This is a genomic window from Methylorubrum extorquens (genome assembly GCF_024169925.1).
GTDB classification, from domain to species: Bacteria; Pseudomonadota; Alphaproteobacteria; order Rhizobiales; family Beijerinckiaceae; genus Methylobacterium; species Methylobacterium extorquens_A.
In genome coordinates, this window is record NZ_JALJXF010000001.1 from 2131756 (window position 1) to 2152051 (window position 20296).

Genomic DNA, 20296 nt, shown 5'->3' on the forward strand with positions numbered 1-20296 from the left:
CGGCCCGGCGGGGCGAAGGCTCCGGAGTTCCCGAGCGGACGGTCGCTCGGGGGGACAGTGTCAGCAAGCCCGCGCGGCGCCTGAGCGACGTCCAAATCCGCTATCCCGAAGGGATCAAACGGATTTGGTATGAGACAGCATTGTTGCAACCGTGCGGGATTCTCGTCGGCCTATGCCATTCGGGCGGCCGTCACAGGTCTCGTCTGCACTTGGCACGACAGAGTTTGGTCGGAAATTTGGGCAGAATGATCAAGTCGTGGGCATGAGGAAATATTTACATTTGCCATCGAAGCTTCGGCTTGCCTTCGGTAGTGCCATGACCCTGAACGACCTCGAAGAACTCGCGCGAATCGCCTTCGACTGGCTCTGGGCCACCGATGCCGAGGATTGCTTCAGCTACGTCTCCCCGGGCGCCGAGCGTCTGCTGGGCCGGCCTCCGGCGGACCTGATCGGGCTCGCGCGGTCGGCCCTGGTCTGCGAGGGGGAGGGTGCGAGCCTTGCCGTCTACCGCGAGACGATCGCCGCCCGCCGCCCGTTTCGCGACTTCACCTACGTCTACCGCCATCCCGACGGCACGCCGCGCTGGTTCGAGATCAGCGGCCGCCCGCATTTCTCGCTCGAGGGCGATTTCCTCGGCTATCGCGGCGTCGGCAGCGACGTCACCGAGCAGCAACGGACCCGGCGCACCCTGGTCGAGACGCATGCCGAACTCAGCGAGCAGAACCGGCGCTTCGACGCGGCGCTGGAGAACATGACGCATGGCCTGTGCATGTTCGATGCGGAGCAGCGGCTCCTGGTGTGGAACCGGCGCTACTTGGAGATCTTCGGCCTGCCCGACGACGCGGTCCATGTCGGCATGGGCCAGCGCGCCATCATCGAGATGCTGGTGGCGCTCGGGCGCTACAAGCGCGGCGCCACGGTCGATGCGATCAGCGAGGGCACCCGCACCTCGCTCAGCGCAGACGGGTCGAAATCGGTTTTGCGCGAACTCGCCGACGGGCGGGTCATCGCCGTGACCCACCGGCCCATGGCCGAGGGCGGCGGCTGGGTGGCGACCTTCGAGGATATCACCGAGCGGCGGCGCAACGAGGCGCGCATCATCCACATGGCCCGCCACGACGGGCTCACCGACCTGCCCAACCGCACTCGCCTGCGCGAGATCGGCGCCGAATCGCTCGCGGCCCTGCGCACCGACGCGGAGGCGCCGCTCGCGGTCCTCTGCCTCGACCTCGACCGGTTCAAACCGGTCAACGACAGCTTCGGCCACGCGGTGGGCGATGCCCTGCTGCGGGCGGTGGCCGAGCGCCTGCGCGGGCATGTGCGCAGCCACGACGTCGTGGCCCGGCTCGGCGGCGACGAATTCGCGGTCCTCTCCCGCGTCGAGGATGCCGTCGGGGCCGCGACCCTGGCCGAGCGCCTGATCGAGGTCGTGGCCGCGCCCTACGCCCTCGACGGGATCACCGTCGAGATCGGGATGAGCGTCGGCATCGCCCTGGCCGAGGGCGACGTCCCGCACGACATCGAGCGCCTCCTCAAGGAGGCCGACCTCGCCCTCTACGAGGCGAAGACCGAGGGGCGCGGCACCGTCCGCCTGTTCGAACCACAGATGGACGAGACCCTGCGCGAGCGGCTCTGCCTCGAACGCGAGCTGCGCGAGGCGCTCGTGCAGGACCGCTTCGAACTGCATTATCAGCCGCTCGTGGACCTGTCCGACAACCGCATCACCGGCATGGAGGCACTGGTCCGCTGGCACCATCCCGAGCGCGGGCTCGTGAGCCCGACGGTGTTCATCCCGCTGGCCGAGGAGACCGGCCTGATCGTGCCGATCGGCGAGTGGGTGCTGCGCCAAGCCTGCCGCGACGCCGTGGCATGGCCGGGCGAGATCAGTGTGGCGGTCAACGTCTCGCCGCTGCAACTGCGCCACCGCGGCTTCGTCCAGAGCGTGCTCGGCGCACTTGGCGCCAGCGGCCTCAAGGCGAGCCGGCTCGAACTGGAGATCACCGAGAGCGTGCTGCTCGAAGACACCGAGGCGAACCTCGAAACGCTCCATACCCTGCGCCGGCTCGGCGTGCGCATCTCCATGGACGATTTCGGAACCGGCTACTCCTCGATCAGCTACCTGCGCCGTTTCCCCTTCGACAAGATCAAGATCGACCGCTCCTTCGTGCGCGACTGCGCTGCCCAATCGGAGGCCGGCGCGATCATCCGCGCCATCGTCAGCCTGGGGGCGAGCCTCGGCATCACCACGCTGGTCGAGGGCGTCGAGACCGAGCCGCAACTCGCCACGATCCGGGCGGAGGGCGCGCAGGAGGTGCAGGGCTACCTGTTCAGCCCGCCCCTCCCGCTCCACGAGATCGCCGTGTTGCTCGACGCCGGGACCGCGGCCGAGGGCCGGCCCGCGCCGACGCTGGCGGCCTGAGGAATTTTCGGAAAGGGGTTCTGTTCGGACGCTTTCGAGCGCCTGGGGGATATGCTCCGGGTGCCTTCAGGCGTCGCAGCACCGCCCCTCCCCTCCCTGCTGCGTCCCTCCGGACGCATCGTCCGGGCGCCATCCTCCGCACCTCGTGGGCCGGCCGAGCGCGGTGGAGCCGGGCGGTTTTCCGGAACGCTTCGCCTCCGCAACCGATTTCAATGCCATCGACGGAACGATTCCGGCAGCTTGGCAATTTCTCAGCCAGGACAGACTTCGAAGACACTGCAAGACACCGTCTGAGACGGGCGTCAGGAGGATACCATGATCGGTTGGGCTGTTACCTTTCTCGTCGTCGCTCTGATCGCCGCGCTGCTCGGCTTCGGCGGCATCGCCGGCACCGCCATGGAGGCGGCCAAGATCGTGTTCTTCGTCGCGATCGCGCTGTTCCTGATCTCGGCGGTGATGGGCGCGGTGCGCGGCCGCTCGCCGCGACTGTGACCGACTTGAACCGCACGGTTCGATGAAAGGGCGGCCCGCGAGGGCCGCCTTTTCCTTTTGTGCAACCCGCTGCTCTGATAAGGGGCGCGGATGACCGACATTCCAGACCCCTCCCCGGCCGTGCCCGCGGATCAGCCCGTGAATCCGCCCGCCGTGCCCGAGGGCGAGCGCATCGCCAAGGCCATCGCCCGCGCCGGCATCGCCTCCCGCCGCGACGCGGAGGCCCTGATCGAGGCCGGCCGCGTCACCCTCAACGGCAAGGTTCTGACCTCGCCGGCGATCAACGTGACCGATTCCGACCGGATCACGGTGGACGACGAGCCCCTGCCCGCCCGCGAGCGGACCCGGCTGTGGCTGCTGCACAAGCCGCGCGGCGTCGTCACCACCGCTCGCGACCCGGAAGGGCGCCCGACGGTCTTCGACGGCCTGCCCGAGGAACTGCCGCGGGTCGTCGCCATCGGCCGGCTCGACATCAACACCGAAGGGCTGCTGCTGCTCACCAACGACGGCGGGCTCGCCAAGGTCATCGCCCATCCCGATACCGGCTGGCTGCGCCGCTACCGGGTGCGCGCCTTCGGTGACGTGACCCAGCCCGATCTCGACAAGCTGAAGAAGGGCCTGACCGTCGACGGCATGGAGTACGGCCCGATCGAGGCGACCCTCGACCGGGCGCAGGGCGACAACGTCTGGCTGACGCTCGGCCTGCGCGAAGGCAAGAACCGCGAGGTCAAGCGCATCCTGGAGCATCTCGGCCTGTCGGTGAACCGGCTGATCCGGCTCTCGTTCGGACCCTTCCAGCTCGGCGACCTCGAAGTCGGTCTCGTCGAGGAGATCCGCACCAAGGTTCTGAAGGAGCAGCTCGGAAAGAACCTCGCCGAGCAGGCCGGCGTCGATTTCGAGAGCCCGGTGCGCGAGACGATCGCCCCCTTCGGCAGCCCGAAGAAGGCGACGCGTGCCGCGCAGCCCGCGGCGCCCGCGGGACGGGGCCGTCAGGGCGCGCGCGACGAGGGCTCGTCGGAGGCCCGCTCGGGCTCTCGCGGCGGGTCGTCCGGCCGTCCGCCGCGTGATCCCGCCCGCCCTGCCGCACCCCGCGCCGGTGCGCGCCCGGCACCGCGCCCGCCCTCTCCGACCGTGTGGCGCGCCGACGAAGAGACGCGGCCCCGTGCCTCGAAGGTGCCGCGCCGGGGCATGGACCCCAAGACCGCCCGCGCGGCGGCGGCCGAGCGCGGCCGCGAGCGGGTCGGAGCGATCCAGGCGGCCGGCGAGCGCCGGGTGCTGGTGGAGCGGCTTCAGCCTTCGCCCGAGACCCCTGCGCCCGAGCCGCACCGCCGGGTCCGCTTTCGCAGCGAGGAGGAGCGCTCCGCCCCCCGCGACAGGGCGCGCGAAGACGGGCCGCGCCAGGATCGTCCGCGCCAGGATCGTCCGCGCCAGGATCGTCCGCGCGAGGACCGGCCGCGGGAGGATAGACCCCGCAGCGAGGGGCCGCGCGAGAACCGCACCCGCGACGAGCGGCCGGGCCGGGACGAGTTCCGCCGCGGCGCCCCCGCGGGCGATGCCCGGCCTCGCCGCCGTGAGGACGGGGAGGCCGCACCGGCCGAGCGGCGTGGCCCGCCCCGCGAGCGCCCGTCCGACTTCGAGGGACGCCCGCCGCGCGAGCGGAGCGAGGGCCGGCCTCAACGTGATTTCCATGAGCGCGGCGAGGGCGCACCCCGCCGCGAGCGCCCGAGCGAAGGGCGCCCGCCCGAGCGGCGCGGCCCCCCGCGCGACCGGCCCCGTGCTGCCGAGGGCGAGCGTCCGGCCCGGCCGCCGCGCGGCGCTGAGGCGTCCGATCGTCCCGCCTTCCGCAAGGGCCCCGGCAAGGGCCCCGGTGGTGGTGCGGGCAAGAGCTTCGGCGGCAAGCCCGGCTTCAAGGGCGGCGACCGCGACGGCGCCAGGGGCGATTTCAAGGGCGGAGCGAAAGGTGGCCCGCGGGGCGACTTCAAGCCCGGTGGCGGCGGCCGGCCCGGTGGGCGCCTGGGCGGACGTCCCGGCGGCAAGCCCGGCGGTGCCCCCGGCGGACGTCCCGGTGGCGGCAAGCCGGGCCCGCGTGGGGGTGGACGCCCGAGCCGTCCGCCGCGCGGTGACGCGTAGGGTTTGAAGCGTGCGGATCGTCGGCGGCGAATGGCGCGGGCGCAGGCTGGCCGGGCCGAAGGCGGAGGGGATCCGCCCGACCTCCGACCGCCTGCGCGAAGCCCTGTTCAACGTGCTCGCCCACGCCTACGACGATGCGGTCGAGGACGCGGTGGTGCTCGACCTGTTCGCGGGCACCGGCGCCCTCGGCTTCGAGGCGCTCTCCCGCGGCGCGGCCCGTGCGCTCTTCGTGGACGAGGGGCGCCAGGCCGGCGCGCTGATCCGCGAAGGCATCGCCGGGTTCGGCTGCGGCACCCGCGCCCGGCTGATCCAGCGCGACGCGACCCGGCTCGGCCCCGCCTCCGACGGGCCGGCGACGCTCGTCTTCTGCGATCCGCCCTACCGGAAGAACCTCGCGCCCGCCGCGCTCGCCGCGGCTTTGGCCGGCGGCTGGCTGAGCCCCGGCGCGCTCGTCCTGGTCGAGGAGGCCGCCGAGGCCGGGCCGGTTCTGCCACCGGGTTTCGCCGAGTTGGAGCGGCGCGGCTACGGCGAGACGGCGGTGACGTTCGGTCGCTTCGAGGGGTGAGCGCGTCGCCCGCGCCGTGAGGTTGCCCTATCTCGCTTGGGCCATGCCCGTCCGCGAAGGAGGCCCGCGCCCATGCCGCCTGTCCTGCCGTCCGTCTCGCCGCTCTCCCGCCGAACCCTGCTGCAGGGCGCCGCCGTCCTCGCCGGAGCGGGGCTCGCGCCCGTCGCACCGCGCCCGGCCCGCGCCGCCGACACCCTGATCACCCGGCCGATCCCCTCCTCCGGCGAGCAGTTGCCGGCGATGGGCATCGGCACCTCGCGCCGCTACGAGGTGGCGCCGACGCCCGAGGCGACCGCGCACTTGCGCGAGGCGGTCGAGCGCTTCGTCGCGCTCGGCGGCCGCGTCATCGACACCGCCCCGAGCTACGGCACCGCGGAAGACGTCCTCGGCATCATCCTCCAGGGCCTGCGCGAAAAGATCTTCCTCGCCACCAAGGTCGCGGCCCGCGGCCGGGAAGCGGCCCAGGCTGAGACGGAGCGCTCGTTCCAGCGCCTGCGCACGGACAGGATTGATCTCATCGCCGTGCACAACCTCATCGACACGGAGACCAACCTCGCCGTCCTGCGCGACCTGAAGGAGAAGGGCCGCATCCGCTACGTCGGCGTCACGGTCTGGCGCGATGAGCAGTTTCCCGAGCTTGAGACGGTGATGAAGCGGGAAAAACTCGACTTCGTGCAGGTGAACTACGCCCTCGACAGCCGGCTCGCGGCCGAGCGCATCCTGCCGCTGGCCGTCGAGCGCGGCGTGGCGGTGATGGTCAACGTGCCCTTTGGCCGCGACCGCCTGTTCAAGGCGGTGAAGGACAAGCCCCTGCCCGATTTCGCGACCGCGTTCGGCTGCAAGAGCTGGGCGCAGTTCTTCCTCAAATACGTGCTCGCCCACGAGGCCGTGACTTGCCCGATCCCGGGCATGGCCAAGGCGAGTTACGTCGAGGACAACCTCGCCGCCGCGACCGGGCGGCTGCCGGATGCCGCCGAGCGGCGCAAGATGGAGGCCTTCATCGATGCGGTCTGATGTTTTTGGGATTTCTCTGGGTCGGCGCGTGGCGCTGACGCTCCTCGCCGGCTCGTTCCTGCTCCCCGCGCTCCCCGCTTTCGCGCAGTCCGAAACGACAAAAAGAATCGGGATCATCGGGGCGGGCAATATTGGCGGCACGCTGGGCCGGCTCTGGATCAAGGCGGGCTACGAGGTGTTCTTCGCCTCCCGCCACCCGGAGGAACTGAAGCCGATCGTGGAGGAGCTCGGGCCCAAGGCGCGGGCCGGCACCCCGGCCGAAGCGATCGCCTTCGGCAACGCCGTGCTGATCGCGGTGCCCTACAAGGCCTATCCGGACCTGGGCAAGGACAACGCCGCCGCGCTCAAGAACAAAGTGGTGATCGATGCCGGCAACGCGGTGAAGGCCCGCGACGGGGCGGTCGCCGACGAGGTGGAGCGCGACGGCATCGGTACGGTCTCGGCCAAGTACCTTGCGGGTGCTCGCGTGGTGCGGGCCTTCAATGCGGCCAACTACAAGATCTTCCAGAAGAATGCCGGCCGGCCCGAGCCGCGCATGGCGGTGCCGATCGCCGGCAACGATCCGAAGGCGCTGGAGACCGCCCGCACCCTGGTCTCGGATGCCGGCTTCGACCCCGTCGTGGTCGGCGAACTCAAGGCGGCGGACACCTTCGCCATGGGCTCGCCCGGCTTCGGCCATGACCTCTCGGCGCCGGAGCTGAAGCAGAAGCTCGGGGTGAAGCCTTGAGCGAGGCTCGAGGCGTTTCCTCGGGCTCCCCGCTCTCCGACCGCCTCGCCCGCCTCGTCGACGTGAGGCCGGGCGAGGGCCCGGCGCTCGCATGGTCCTGGGCCTACATCTTCGCCCTGCTCGCGAGCTACTACGTGCTGCGCCCGATCCGCGACCAGATGGGCGTGGCGGGCGGCTTGGAAAACCTGCCCTGGCTGTTCCTGGCGACGCTCGTCGGCATGCTGGCGCTGAACCTGCCTTTCGCGTGGCTGGTCAAGCGCCTGCCGCGGGCGCGCTTCGTGCCCCTCACCTACCGCTTCTTCATCCTCAACATCCTGATCTTTGCCGCGCTCATCGCGGTGGCGGAGGGCGAGACGGCGGTCTGGGTGGGCCGGGCCTTTTTCGTCTGGCTCTCGGTCTTCAACCTGTTCGTGGTCTCGATCTTCTGGGCCACGGTGGTGGACGTGTTCTCGACAGAACAGGGCAAGCGCCTGTTCGGCTTCATCGCCGCGGGCGCCACGCTCGGCGCCATCTGCGGCTCGGCGGTGACGGCGACGCTGGCGCGCGACGTGCCGACCTGGGCGCTGCTGCTGGCCGCCGCAGTGCTCCTGGAGGCGGCGGTGTTCGCCATGCGGGGGCTCGCCCGCCTGATCGGGCGCCTCCACGAGGTGCCGGAGGATTCGCGTGCGGGCGAGGTCATCGGCGGCGACATCTGGGCCGGCGTCCGGCGCACTGTCGCTTCGCCCTACCTCCTGAACATCGCGGGGTTCCTGGCGCTGTTCTCGATCACCGCGACCTTCCTGTATTTCGAGCAGGCGGCGGTGGCCAAGAACAACTTCCCCAGCCGGGGGGCGCAGACGGCCTTCTTCGCCAATGTTGATCTCGCCGTGAACGCCCTGACGCTCGGCGTGCAGCTCTTCCTCACCGGGCGCATCACGCGCTGGCTCGGGGTCGGCGTGACGCTCGCGCTGCTGCCGGCGGCGAGCGTCATCGGGTTTGCCGCGCTCGCGCTCTCGCCGAGCGTCGCCTCGGTGGTGGTGATCTACGTGCTGCGGCGCGCGGGCAACTTCGCCATCGCCCGGCCGGTGCGCGAGGTGCTGTTCACGGTGGTGCCGCGCGAGGACCGCTACAAGGCGAAAAGCTTCATCGACACGGTGGTCTACCGCCTCGGCGATCAGGTCGGCGCGTGGTCCTATACGGGCCTCGCCGCGCTGGGCTTCGGCGGCCACGCCGCGGCGGTGGTTGCGGTGCCGCTCTCGGCGGCGTGGCTCCTCAACGCGCTGTGGCTCGGTCGGGCGCAGGCGCGGCGGCAAAAGGCGGCGGAAACGGACGACAAATCGGCACCGATGCCAACAGGCGCGGGCTGAGGCGGCTTGTTGCAAAGGTTATTTTCACACTAATCCTGTTTCCGCCCGGCGGATGAGACGAGCGCGCCGGTCGTGGAAAGACCGTCATGCGGCATCGCAGCACGCGTGTGTTTCCGGCAATCATCGGACATAGAATAGAAACAGTGATCGTGCGGTATCGGCCGGGTCAACGCCCGTGCCGCAGCTCCGGCAGGCTCACCGGACATCCACCGGAGACCCATGGGACTCGTCCAGTACGCCCTCAAGTTCCGCATCACGACCTACGTCCTCGCCGTGCTGATGATGCTCGGCGGCGTCAGCGCCATCGTCGTGACCCCGAAGGACGTGCTGCCGGCGGTCGATATCCCCGTCGTCGTCGTGGTCTGGACCTATACGGGCCTGTCCGCGCCGGAGATGGAGAAGCGGATCACGACCTATTCCGAGTTCGGAATCTCCAACAACGTCAACAACATCGCCCGGATGGAATCGACGAGCCTGCAAGGCACGTCGGTGATGAAGATCTATTTCGACCAGAGCGTCAGCATAGATCTCGCTATCGCCCAGGTCGTCTCCTCCACGAATTCGATCCGCGCGCTGATGCCGCCGGGCGTGCAGCCGCCCGTCATCGTGCGCTTCTCCGCCTCCTCGGTGCCGGTGATCCAGCTCGCGCTGACCTCGGCCAAGGACAGCCTCAACAAGGTCTACGACTACGCCCAGTACCGCATCCGCCAGCGCCTGACGCAGGTGCCGGGCTCGACCCTGCCCTCCCCGTTCGGCGGCGCCCCGCGCCAAGTCATGGTCGATCTCGACCTGCACGCGCTCCAGGCGCTCGGGATGACGCCGCTGGAGGTCACCAACGCCGTCACCTCGCAGAACCTGACGATCCCCTCGGGCCTCGCCAAGATCGGCGAGCAGCAATACCCGGTGCAGATGAACGCGACGCCGGACGCGATCGCGGCCTTGAACGAGATCCCGATCAAGGTGGTCAACGGCCAGCCGGTGCTGGTGCGCGACGTGGCCTATGTCCGCGACGGCGGTCCGCCGCAGGTCAACGTCGTGCGGGCGGACGGGCAAGCCTCGGTGCTGATGCGTGTTCTGAAGAACGGCACCGCCTCGACGCTGGATGTCGTCAACAACGTCAAGGCGGCGCTTCCCGACATCCGCGCGGCGGCCCCCGAGGGCATGGAGATCAAGCCGCTCTTCGATCAGTCGGTCTTCGTCTCGAACGCGATCGAGGGCGTGTGGCACGAAGCCGTCATCGCCGCGGCGCTGACGGGCCTGACCATCCTGCTGTTCCTCGGCTCGTGGCGCTCGACCCTGATCGTGCTCGTCTCGATCCCGCTCTGCCTCATGACCTCGCTGGCCCTGCTCGCCGCGCTCGGCCACACCATCAACGTGATGACGCTGGGCGGGCTGGCGCTCGCGGTCGGCATCCTCGTCGATGACGTGACGGTGGCGATCGAGAACACCTACCGCCTGTTCGAGGAGGGCAAGCCGTTCCGCAACGCCGTGGTCGAGGGGGCGGCGGGCATCGCCAAGCCGGCGCTGATCTCAACGCTGTCGATCTGCGCCGCCTTCGTCTCGGTCTTCGCCCTCACCGACACCCCGAAATACCTGTTCACGCCCCAGGCGCTCGCGGTCGTGTTCGCGATGCTGACCTCCTACCTCCTTACCCGCACCCTGGTGCCGGTGATGATCGACGTGCTGGTGGCGCGCGAATACATCCAGCACCATGGCGGCGAGGGCGAGGCCCCGCGCTGCGGCCGGATCGAGCGGGCGCTTGTCTGGTTGCTCTCCCCCGTCTTCCGGCTGGCCGGCGCCTTCCGCCGCGGTTTCGAGGCGCGGTTCGAGCGGTTCCACCGCGGCTATGTCGGGCTGCTGCATGCGGTCCTGCGCCACCCGGTCGCAACGGTGACCGGCGTCGTCCTGCTGTTTGCCGGCACCGGCGGGCTCTTCGTCTTCACGGGGCAGGACTACTTCCCGCAGGTCGAATCGAGCCAGATGACGATGCATCTGCGCACCCGGCCGGGGATGCGCATCGAGACCGCCGAGCAAGTCTTCGCCGAGGTCGAAAAGGTGGTGCGCGAAGTCATCTCCGAGGATGAGATCGACCAGATCCTCGACAATATCGGGCTGCCCTCGAACAACTACAACTTCGCCTTCTCCGACGGCTCCTTCGTCTCCTACAACGACGGGCAGATGCTGATCGACCTGAAGGACGAGCACGGCTCCATCGCCGAGTACCAGCGCCGCCTGCGTGAGACCCTGCGCGAGCGCTTCCCCGACATGATCGTCTATTTCCAGCCGTCCGACATCATCACGCAGATCCTCAATTTCGGCGTGATCGCGCAGATCGACGTGCAGGTCTCGGGCCGCAACACGGTCAAGGATCTGGAGGCCGCCCGGCGCATCGAGGCGCGGCTGAAGGAAACGCCCGGCCTCGTCGACGTGCACCTGCACCAGATCGTCGATCAGCCGCAATTCTTCGTCGATGTCGACCGGCGGCTCGCCTCCGAACTCGGCCTGACGCAGAGCCAAGTGGCCCAGAGCCTCAACGTGTCGCTCTCGGGCTCCTTCCAGGTGAACCCGAACTTCTGGACCGACCCGAAGACCGGCATCCCCTACCAGCTCTGGGTCCAGACCCCGGAATACCGCAACGCCTCGCTCACCGCGCTGCAGAACACCCCGCTCTTCGCCCGTGCCAATGCCGGCAGTGGGCCCGGCGCGCTGACGCTGCTGTCGAGCATCAGTACGATCACCCGCCAGCCGACGCAGACGGTGATCAACCACGTCAACACGCAGCCGACCTTCAACGTCTACGCGGCGGTGCAGGACCGCGACCTCGGCGCGGTCGCCCGCGACATCGACCGGATCGTCGCCGAGGAGCAGAAGACCCTGCCGGCCCCCGACAAGATCAGCGTGCGCGGGCAGATCGAGAACATGCGCGCCGCCTTCTTCCGGCTCGGGATCGGGCTCGGCATCGCGGTCATCGCGGTCTACCTCCTGATGGCGGTGAATTATCAGAGCTGGGGCGACCCCTTCGTGGTGCTGGCCGCCCTGCCGATCGCCTTCTGCGGTATCGTCGCGAGCCTGTTCATCACCGGCACCACCTTCTCAATTCCCTCCCTGTTCGGGGCGATCATGTCGGTGGGCATCGCCTCCGCCAACTCGATCCTGCTCGTCACCTTCGCCAAGGAACACCGGGAGGCGACGGGCTGTTCGGCCCGCGAGGCGGCCATCGTCGCGGGCGAGACGCGGCTGCGGCCGGTGCTGATGACCGCGAGCGCGATGTTTCTCGGGCTGGTGCCCATGGCGCTCGGCACCGGCGAGGGCGGCGAGCAGAACGCGGCCCTGGCCCGCGCGGTGATGGGCGGCATCGCCCTCGGCACGCCCTCGACCCTGCTGTTCGTGCCGTTCCTCTACAGCCTGCTCCGGCGGGGCGAGGCCAAGCCGCTCGAGGATTATGTCTGATGCCCGTCCGATCCGACCGGAGGATTCGCCCGTGACCGATGGCGAGGACAAAAAAATCCCGCCGCCGCCGGGCAAGGGCGGCTTCGCGCTGGCCGGGCTGATCGCCTTGGGTCTGCTGGCTTACGGCGGCTACGGCCATTGGCAGCGGGCGGCCCGGGCCGAGTCGACGCGGGCCCGGCAGATGGAGTTCGTGCCGAAAGTCCGCACCGAGGAGGCCAAACGTCTCGACGGGCCGATCGAGCTGACCCTGCCGGGTCAGACCGAGCCCTTCGCCACCGCGCGGATCTATCCCCGCGCCACCGGCTACATCGCCGAGCGCCATGTTGATCTCGGCTCGCGGGTGAAGAAGGGCGACGTGCTCCTGCGCATCGCCGCCCCCGATCTCGACCAGCAGCTCGCCCAGGCCGAGGCGCAGCTCGGCCAGTTGGAGGCGCAGCTCCTGCGGGCTCGGGCCATGGTCGATCAGGCCAAGGCCAACGCGAACCTTGCCCAGGCCACCAATTCGCGCACCTCGACGCTCGCCGGCCAGGGCTGGGCCTCGAAGCAGAACGCCGACAACACCCAGGCCGGCGTTCTGGCGCAGCAGGCGAACCTCGCCTCGGCGGAGGCCGACGTGAAGGTGGCCCAGGCCAACATCAAGGCGCAGCAGGCGACCGTGGGGCGGCTCAAGGCGCTCACCGGGTTCGAGGTCGTCACCGCGCCCTTCGATGGCGTGGTGACGACCCGCAACGTCGATGTCGGCGACCTCGTCCAGGCGGATGCGGGCTCGGGCACGCCGCTCCTGTCGATGGACCGGGACGACGTGCTGCGCATCTCGGTCAACGTGCCGCAGAATGCGGCGGTCGGCGTGCAGCCCGGCGTCAAAGCCCAGATCAAGGTCCCGCAGATGCCCGACCGCAGCTTCTCCGGCGTGGTCGAGCGCAGCTCGGTGGCGCTGCTCGCTTCCTCGCGCACCCTGACGACGCAGGTCGATGTGCCGAACCCCGACCGCACCCTGCGGCCCGGCCTCTACGTCTACGTGACCCTGGCGATCCCCCGCACCGGCGGCGCCACGGTGGCGGTGCCGGCCGAAGCCCTGGTGTTCAACCAGTCCGGCACCCGCGTGGCGGTGGCCCGCGAGGACGATCGCGTGAATTGGGTCGAGGTCCACGTCGCCCGCGACAAGGGCACGGTAGTCGAGGTGGACAAGGGCCTCTCGGGCGGCGAGCGCCTCGTGCTGAGCCCCCCGGCCGATCTCAAGGACGGCGGCCGCATCGCGCCGCAGGCGCCGAAATCGGACAAGCCGATGCAAGCTGCGCAGCGCTGAGGGTTTCGCGCAGCGCTGATCCCATCCTCGCCCACATCCTGAGATGCGCAGCGAAGCGAAGCCTCGAAGGATCCTCCAGTTGCCGCGCGGGATCCGGAGGATCGGTCCTTCGAGGCCGCTTCGCGGCGCCTCAGGATGAGGGAGGTGGAGGGTATCGACAGGCTCCGGCCGGCCCGTTGGACCTTTCAGCAGGTTGCGCAGGCGGCCCCGCTCGGCTCACATCCCGCCCGGAAACGCATCCCACGAGAAGGGCCCGCCCATGACCGACCTCAAGACCCTGCGCAGCCTGTCCGGCCTGCCGCCGGAGCCCGCTTCCCTGTCGGGGTCGGCGCTGGTGATGATCGATTTGCAGAACACCTACCGCGAGGGCGTGATGCGGCTGGAGGGCGTCGAGCCGGCGATACGCGAGGCGCAGGCGCTGCTGGAGCGGGCACGCAACGCCGGTATCCCGGTCTTTCATGTGCGCCACGATGCAGGACCCGGCTCGCCCTACGACGTCACCGCCGCCATCGGCCAGATCAGCGACGAGGTCGCCCCGCGCGACGGCGAGCCCGTCATCACCAAGGCCTATCCGAGTTCCTTCGTCGGCACCGACCTTCAGGCGCAGTTGGAGGCAGCCGGCGTGAAGGACGTGATCCTGGCCGGCTTCATGACGCATATGTGCGTGAATTCGACCGCGCGCGGCGCCTTCAACCTCGGCTTCCGCCCGACCGTGGTGGCCTCGGCGACCGCCACCCGCGCCCTGCCGGGGCCGGACGGCGCGACCGTCCCGGCGGCGGCGGTGCAGGCGGCAAGCCTCGCCGCGCTCGGCGACCTGTTCGCGGTGGTGGCGCCGGATGCGGCGGCGATCCGCGGGTGAGCGATCAGGCCGCGCGGGACTGCGCGGCCTCTTCCACCGCCTGCCCGCCGAACACGCGCTGGTACAGCGCGGCGGGGCTGTGGCTGCGGCCTTCCGAATCGACGATGCGGACGTCGTTCATGCCGGAGGTGGTCAGCGACAGGCCCTGCTCCAGGGCGCTCAGCAGGGAGCCGTGCTGCCAGGAATAGACGCGCGAAGCGGTGCCGGCGCTGACGGTGAAACTCACGGTGCGACTTTCCCAATCTTGAGACCGGCTGGCGACGGTGCCGCCGGATGTGATGAATGAAGAGGCAGCCCGGATCCGGGTTCCTAAAACTTGAACTTTAATAGTGGCTCTTGGTTGACGAAGTCTTTGCGGAACCTGCCCCTTTCGGTGGCGGAACCGCGGGCGCCCGATGGCGGTATGATGGCAGCGGCGCCATTCGCGTCTCGCAGGGTGCCCGCCCGGTCCGCCGCATTGCCGGGGTGCGCCGGGCTCCTCAAGACGAGGGCAGGTGGCCTCTTAGGCGCCGTTTCCCGACAGCCACAGCGGAGTGATTCCATGGAATACCGGCAGTTCGGACGCTCGGGCCTCAAGGTGCCGGTGCTCAGCCTCGGCACCGCCACCTTCGGCGGCACCGACGCGTTCTTCCAAAACTGGGGCAGCACCGGCGTGGCCGAGGCGAGCCGCCTGATCGATCTCTGCCTCGATGCGGGCGTCAACTTCCTCGACACCGCCGATCTGTATTCGAGCGGTGACTCGGAAAAGATCCTCGGAGAGGCGATCAAGGGCCGCCGCGACCGGCTCCTGATCTCGACCAAGGCGACCTTCCGGGTCGGCGAGGACGTCAACGCCGTCGGCTCGTCGCGTCACCACCTGATCCGCGCCTGCGAAGCGAGTCTGAAGCGGCTCCAGACCGACCATATCGACGTCTACTTCATGCACGGCTTCGATGCGCTGACGCCCGTCGAGGAGACCCTGCGGGCGCTCGACGACCTCACCCGCTCGGGCAAGATCGGCTATATCGGCGCCTCGAACTTCTCCGGCTGGCAACTGATGAAGGCGCTGGCGACCTCGGAGCGGTACGGGCTTGCCCGCTACGTCGTCTATCAGGGCTACTACTCGCTGATCGGCCGCCATTACGAGTGGGAGCTGATGCCCCTCGGCCTCGACCAGGGCGTCGGCCTGATGGTGTGGAGCCCGCTCGGCTGGGGCCGGCTCACCGGCAAGATCCGGCGGGGGCAGGCGGCCTCGGGCGGGCGGTTGTCCACGTCGGGCGGCGCCGAGGGCGGTCCCACCGTCTCCGACGATTACCTCTACGACGTCGTCGATGCCCTCGACGCGGTCGCCGCCGAGACCGGCAAGACGGTGCCGCAGGTGGCGCTGAACTGGCTGCTCAGCCGCCCGACCGTGTGCAACATCGTCATCGGCGCCCGCAACGAGGAGCAGTTGAAGCAGAATCTCGGTGCGGTGGGCTGGTCGCTGACGCCCGACCAGATCGCTCGCCTCGACGCGGCAAGCCGGGAAAACCCGATCTACCCCTACTGGCACCAGACCGGCTTCGACGAGCGCAACCCCAAGCCGACGGCTTGGTGAGCCGGGGCGGCCCGGCGAACCCTTCTACATGCTGATCTCGGGCCCGTGCTTGTCGCCGTCGTCCGGCAGCGGCCCGGCTTCGCCCTGCCAGGGCAAGCTCTGCCACGGCGGCTGGCCGGCGCGGGCCTCGTATTCTTCCAGCGGCAGGGTGGTCTCGCCACCCTCCGCGTCTTGCACCCGGACGTGACTCGGGCGCGGCTGCTTCGGCGGGCAAAGGAAGAGGCCCTTGAACGAGGTCGCCATCGTCAAAGACCCTCCGGCGTCTCGGCCGGGGGCGTGCGATGCGCGTGTGCGGGACGGGTGCGCAGGTAGCCCTTGAAGCGCAGATACTCGGCGACGATCTCGCAGATCGCCCGGTCCCGCGGCAGGCGCTCGACCGCGCAATGCTCGTCCAGCGCCGCCACGACCTCCGGCGGGAAGGTCAGGATGCCGGCGAGCTTCGGTTCGTGCGCCGGATTGGTCTGGTGTTCGGTCTCGCTCACGGTCTGTCCCCTCTCTACACGCCCGATCCGACCGGCGGTGCGCCCTGCTCCGGCGTGGGGATCACGCCGAGTCCGTCGGCATCGCCGGGTCGGGTGGCTCCGAGCCGCCGCAGCAGCGCTTCATAGGTCTGCACCGCCGGGGAGTCCGATTGAACCTCACGGGTGTCGGAGAGGAGCCGCCGCACGTCCTCGACGAACAGGTCGCGCGCCTGCCCTCCCCCGGGGCTCGCCTCGAACAGGCGGCCGAGCGCCAGCTCGAACACGCCCATGAGAAGGCCGAGCCGCTCGGTGTCGTCCGCCATCGCGCTCCTCCGGATGCCGTCCCGGCCGCGTCCGCGGCCTGTCCGAAGACGGGAACGCCCGTGAGGCGCCCCGCGGTTCCGCCCCTGATAGCGCCGGGGATAATCCAACCCCCGCCACTGCGCCGCATGGGAAGACCCGCTCCGCCGCTCTACGTCTTGTTCCTGCATCGGCTTTTTCGCGAAGCCGGCAGCCCGCTCGCGGGCCGGTGCTTCCGAACAGGGATATGCTCCCGCCCAGGGATACCGGAGCCGTTCGGGAAGGTTGCCTCGTCATCAAACCCCGAGCCGCTCGTGTCGCCCCATTCGCTCCTTTCCCTCGCGCGGCCTCCCGCAGCACCCCGAGCCGGGGCGTGCGACGCGGCTGCTGATGCGCAGGGTGGCTTTCCGGCGCAGGCCATCGCCCGGCTGCGTCGGGCCGGGCATCTCGCCGCGCCCCTGCCCGCGGCGCTGGGCGGCGCCGGATTGTGCGAGCCCGCCCGTGTGGACGCGCTGCGGGCCCTGCTGACGGAGATCGGCCGCGACGACCTCGCGGTCGGGCGGCTCTACGAGGGCCACGTCAACGCGCTGGCCCTGGTGCTGCGCTACGCCGACGCTGCCGTCGCCGAGCGGCTCGCCCGCGACGCGGCGGAGGGGCAGCTCTTCGGCGTCTGGAACACCGAACCGGCGGAGGGGGGCCTCGTCCTCGACGGGGCGGACGGCCTCGACGGCGTGAAGACCTACGCCTCGGGGGCGGGCTTCGTCACCCGCCCGCTCGTGACGGCGCGGATCGCCGACGGGCGCCGGCTGATGCTGGTGCTGCGCCTCGAGCCCGGCGAACGGGCCGACCTGTCGGATTGGCGCGTCCACGGCATGCGCACGACGGCGACCGGGACCGTCGATTTCTCCGGGCTCGGCCTGCGCGACGGCGAGGTGATCGGCGCGCCGGACGACTATTGGCGCCAGCCCTTCTTCTTCGCTGGGGCGTGGCGCTTCCTCGCGGTCCAGCTCGGCGGGATCGAGGCGGTGTTGGAGACGCACCGGTCGCATCTGTCCGCCACCGGCCGGGCGGGGGACCCGCACCAGCAGGCCCGGTTCGGGCAGGCCATGGTCGCGGCGGAGACGAGCCGCCTGCTCGTCGCCCGCGCCGCCCGCCTCGCCGTCGCGGAAGCCGGCCAGCCGGAACGGGTCATCGCCTACGTCAACCTCGCCCGCGCCGCCGTCGAGCAGGCGGGCCTCGACGTGATCACCCTGGCCCAGCGCTCCATCGGGCTGGCAGGTTTCCTCGAGAGCCACCCCCTGGAGCGCCTGATGCGCGATCTCGCGACCTATCTGCGCCAGCCGGCTCCGGATTTCGCCCTGACCGGCATGGCCGCCCACGCGCTGGCGGCCGACGAGCCGCTCCACGCCCTGTGGCCCGACGAGGCCGCTCCCCGCGCCGTGGAGAGTGTGGCGGAGATCGTGGGATGAGCGGCCGACGGACGGAGACGCTGCCGGAACGTTACTTCTCGGAGATCTACGCCTCCGATCCCGATCCCTGGGGCTTCACCTCCAGCGCCTACGAGGCGGAGAAATACGCCGCGACGCTCCAGGCCCTGCCGCGGGCGCGCTACGACCGGGCCCTGGAGGTCGGCTGTTCCATCGGCGTCTTCACCCGGGCACTCGCCCCCCGCTGCGGAACCCTGACCGCCCTCGACGTCGCGCAGGCGGCGCTCGACGCTGCGCAGGCGCGTTGCGCGGAATACCCGCAGGTCGGCTTCGTCCGCGGCGCGGTGCCCGAGGTCTGGCCGGAGGGCCGGTTCGACCTCATCGTGTTCGGCGAGGTGCTCTACTTCCTCAGCCTGGAGGATCTCACCCGCCTCGTCGCGCGGGTGGAGGCGAGCCTGGAGCCGGGGGGCGACTGCGTCCTCGTGCACTGGCTCGGCGAGACCGATTACCCTCTCTCCGGCGACGCGGCGGCGGAGGGCTTCATCACCGGCATGGCGCCGTTCTGTCGGGTGCTGCCCGGCGCGCGCAAAGATGCCTACCGCCTCGACGTGCTGCGCCGGGCGGACAGGCCATGACGAACGCGACGACGGCCCGTGCGGAAAAGGCCGTCCCGCGCCACCCGCTCTGGGTGCGCCTGACCCATTGGGTGAACACCGGCGCCTTCCTGGCGCTCCTCGTCAGCGGCTTTGCTATCCTGCTCGCCCTGCCCCGGCTGTTCTGGGGCGAGACCGGCGCCAACGATGCCCCGGCCTGGATCGTCCTGCCGCTGCCGGTGAACCTCGAACAGACCGGCTGGGGCCGCAACCTCCACTTCCTCGCCGCCTGGATCTTCGTGCTCAACGGTGCGCTCTATGGGCTCCTCGCCCTGGCGAGCGGGCGCCTCCTGCGCCGTCTGACCCCCGACCGCGACCAGCTCCACCCCCGGCACATCGCCGCCGACATCCGCGCGCATCTGCGGCTCACCGGCTCGGGGGGCGCGGGAGCCGGCCGCTACAACGTGCTGCAAAAGCTCGCCTATCTCGCCGTCATCCTCGTGCTGGCGCCGGTGATGCTGCTCTCGGGGATGACCATGTCACCCGGCGTCACCGCGGCCTATCCGGAGCTGTTCACCCTGTTCGGCGGCCGGCAATCGGCGCGCACGATCCACTTCCTGTCGGCGGCCGGGCTCGTCGGCTTCCTCCTCATCCACGTCTGGCAGGTGCTCGCCAACGGGCCGCTCGACCTGATGCGGGGCATGATCACCCGGCGCTCCGCCTGGCCGAAATCCGAGTTGACGCCAGAGGAGGACCCGCGATGAGCGATCTGACCCGCCGCCGGCTGATGCTCGGCTCCTCGGTGCTCGGGCTCGGCGGCTTCCTCGGCGGCTGCGAGCTGATCGAGAACGGCCCGCGCCGGCCGGGCCTCTACGGGTTGAGCGACACCCTGACGCTCGCCACCCAGCGCTTCCTCCTGCGCGACCAGCCGCTGGTGCGGGAGTTCGGGCCGGAGGCGATCTCGGCGGTGTTTCCCACCATCAACACCACCGACCCGGACAACCCCGATTACCGCCGTTCGAAGGCGAACGGGTTCTCCGACTGGCGCCTGCCGGTGAGCGGCCTCGTGGAGCGGCCCGCCGCCTTCACGCTGGCCGAACTGAGGGCGATGCCGGCCCGCACGCAGGTGACGCTGCATAGTTGCGAGCAGGGCTGGTCGGCCATCGGCGGCTGGACCGGGGTGCCGCTCGCGCATGTTCTGGCGAGCGTCGGGCTGAAGCGCGAGGCGCGCTTCATCGTGATCCGCAGCGTGGACGGCTGGTGGGACACCTACGACCTGTTCGACGCCCTGCACCCGCAGACGATCCTGGCCTACGGCATGAACGGCGGCGACCTGCCCGTGGCCCACGGCGCGCCGGTCCGCCTGCGGGTCGAGCGCCAGCTCGGCTACAAGTCGCTGAAATACCTCGCCAGCATCGACGCCACCGACCGGGTGGACGGCCTCGGCCAGGGCCGGGGCAGCATGGTCTCGGAGATGGGGTTTTCCTGGTACGCGGGGATCTGAGCCGGCCTCCGAGCAATCCGCTGGAAACCCCTCTCCCCGCACGCGGGGAGAGGACCGCGACGACCCTGTCGTCGGCGCGGTGAGCCCGGAGGGCGAGGGTGAGGGGGCGCCTCCGGGTGTGCATCCT

The 20296-nt window shown here is 70.3% G+C and carries 19 protein-coding genes; 15 read left to right on the forward strand and 4 right to left on the reverse strand.

Translation table 11 applies throughout. The features are described 5' to 3' along the window. The first annotated feature begins 316 nt into the window (after positions 1–316). The 10 genes from J2W78_RS10010 to J2W78_RS10055 all read left to right on the forward strand — a co-directional run bounded on the left by J2W78_RS10010 (position 317) and on the right by J2W78_RS10055 (position 14308). Entirely contained in the window at positions 317–2419 is a 2103-nt protein-coding gene (locus J2W78_RS10010; protein WP_253370194.1) for a putative bifunctional diguanylate cyclase/phosphodiesterase, read from the forward strand. A gap of 315 nt (positions 2420–2734) precedes the next feature. Continuing rightward, a complete protein-coding gene (locus J2W78_RS10015) occupies positions 2735–2911 on the forward strand; it encodes a DUF1328 domain-containing protein (RefSeq protein ID WP_012456035.1) in 177 nt (58 codons plus the stop codon). 90 nt (positions 2912–3001) lie between these two features. After that, positions 3002–5041: a pseudouridine synthase gene (locus J2W78_RS10020; protein ID WP_253370195.1), complete on the forward strand. Its 2040-nt coding sequence runs from the start codon at positions 3002–3004 to the stop codon at positions 5039–5041. A gap of 10 nt (positions 5042–5051) precedes the next feature. Beyond that, entirely contained in the window at positions 5052–5606 is a 555-nt protein-coding gene (gene rsmD, locus J2W78_RS10025; RefSeq protein WP_253370196.1) for a 16S rRNA (guanine(966)-N(2))-methyltransferase RsmD, read from the forward strand. Positions 5607–5678: 72 nt separating this feature from the next. Next, positions 5679–6620: an aldo/keto reductase gene (locus tag J2W78_RS10030; protein ID WP_253370197.1), complete on the forward strand. Its 942-nt coding sequence runs from the start codon at positions 5679–5681 to the stop codon at positions 6618–6620. Beyond that, entirely contained in the window at positions 6610–7347 is a 738-nt protein-coding gene (locus J2W78_RS10035) for an NADPH-dependent F420 reductase (protein ID WP_253370198.1), read from the forward strand. The genes J2W78_RS10030 and J2W78_RS10035 overlap by 11 nt, the downstream gene beginning before the upstream one ends. Beyond that, on the forward strand, positions 7344–8693 hold the full coding sequence (locus tag J2W78_RS10040; protein ID WP_253370199.1) for an NTP/NDP exchange transporter: 1350 nt from the start codon (positions 7344–7346) through the stop codon (positions 8691–8693). Before J2W78_RS10035 ends, J2W78_RS10040 begins: the two co-directional genes overlap by 4 nt. Before the next feature lie 219 nt (positions 8694–8912). Continuing rightward, positions 8913–12143, forward strand: coding sequence for an efflux RND transporter permease subunit (locus tag J2W78_RS10045; protein ID WP_253370200.1), 3231 nt, complete (start codon positions 8913–8915; stop codon positions 12141–12143). Further along, entirely contained in the window at positions 12136–13449 is a 1314-nt protein-coding gene (locus J2W78_RS10050) for an efflux RND transporter periplasmic adaptor subunit (RefSeq protein WP_253370201.1), read from the forward strand. The genes J2W78_RS10045 and J2W78_RS10050 overlap by 8 nt, the downstream gene beginning before the upstream one ends. Positions 13450–13708: 259 nt before the next feature. Beyond that, positions 13709–14308, forward strand: coding sequence for a cysteine hydrolase family protein (locus tag J2W78_RS10055; protein WP_253370202.1), 600 nt, complete (start codon positions 13709–13711; stop codon positions 14306–14308). Between the two features lie 4 nt (positions 14309–14312). On the opposite strand, the gene J2W78_RS10060 is transcribed toward J2W78_RS10055, so the two are convergent. After that, a complete protein-coding gene (locus tag J2W78_RS10060) occupies positions 14313–14534 on the reverse strand; it encodes a hypothetical protein (RefSeq protein WP_253370204.1) in 222 nt (73 codons plus the stop codon). A 315-nt stretch (positions 14535–14849) separates the two neighbouring features. On the opposite strand from J2W78_RS10060, the gene J2W78_RS10065 reads away from it, so the two are divergent. Next, entirely contained in the window at positions 14850–15884 is a 1035-nt protein-coding gene (locus J2W78_RS10065) for an aldo/keto reductase (RefSeq protein WP_253370206.1), read from the forward strand. 24 nt (positions 15885–15908) lie between these two features. Here J2W78_RS10065 and J2W78_RS10070 read toward each other — a convergent pair whose 3' ends face one another. The 3 genes from J2W78_RS10070 to J2W78_RS10080 are packed head-to-tail and all read right to left on the reverse strand — an operon-like array spanning position 15909 to position 16668. Continuing rightward, entirely contained in the window at positions 15909–16127 is a 219-nt protein-coding gene (locus J2W78_RS10070) for a hypothetical protein (RefSeq protein ID WP_253370208.1), read from the reverse strand. A gap of 2 nt (positions 16128–16129) precedes the next feature. Next, a complete protein-coding gene (locus J2W78_RS10075) occupies positions 16130–16366 on the reverse strand; it encodes a hypothetical protein (protein WP_253370209.1) in 237 nt (78 codons plus the stop codon). Between the two features lie 14 nt (positions 16367–16380). Continuing rightward, complete coding sequence (locus J2W78_RS10080; protein ID WP_253370211.1) at positions 16381–16668, reverse strand: hypothetical protein; 288 nt, start codon at positions 16666–16668, stop codon at positions 16381–16383. 291 nt (positions 16669–16959) lie between these two features. Between J2W78_RS10080 and J2W78_RS10085 the strand changes: the two genes are divergently transcribed. Genes J2W78_RS10085 through J2W78_RS10100 form a run of 4 tightly spaced genes read left to right on the forward strand, consistent with a single transcriptional unit; the run spans position 16960 to position 20169 of the window. Continuing rightward, on the forward strand, positions 16960–18114 hold the full coding sequence (locus tag J2W78_RS10085) for an acyl-CoA dehydrogenase family protein (protein WP_253370213.1): 1155 nt from the start codon (positions 16960–16962) through the stop codon (positions 18112–18114). After that, positions 18111–18707 (forward strand): SAM-dependent methyltransferase, encoded by a 597-nt coding sequence (locus J2W78_RS10090; protein ID WP_253370215.1) that lies wholly within the window; start codon positions 18111–18113, stop codon positions 18705–18707. Before J2W78_RS10085 ends, J2W78_RS10090 begins: the two co-directional genes overlap by 4 nt. Next, positions 18704–19429: a cytochrome b/b6 domain-containing protein gene (locus tag J2W78_RS10095; RefSeq protein WP_253370217.1), complete on the forward strand. Its 726-nt coding sequence runs from the start codon at positions 18704–18706 to the stop codon at positions 19427–19429. The genes J2W78_RS10090 and J2W78_RS10095 overlap by 4 nt, the downstream gene beginning before the upstream one ends. Next, on the forward strand, positions 19426–20169 hold the full coding sequence (locus J2W78_RS10100) for a molybdopterin-dependent oxidoreductase (RefSeq protein WP_253370219.1): 744 nt from the start codon (positions 19426–19428) through the stop codon (positions 20167–20169). The genes J2W78_RS10095 and J2W78_RS10100 overlap by 4 nt, the downstream gene beginning before the upstream one ends. The last annotated feature ends 127 nt before the right edge of the window (positions 20170–20296 follow it).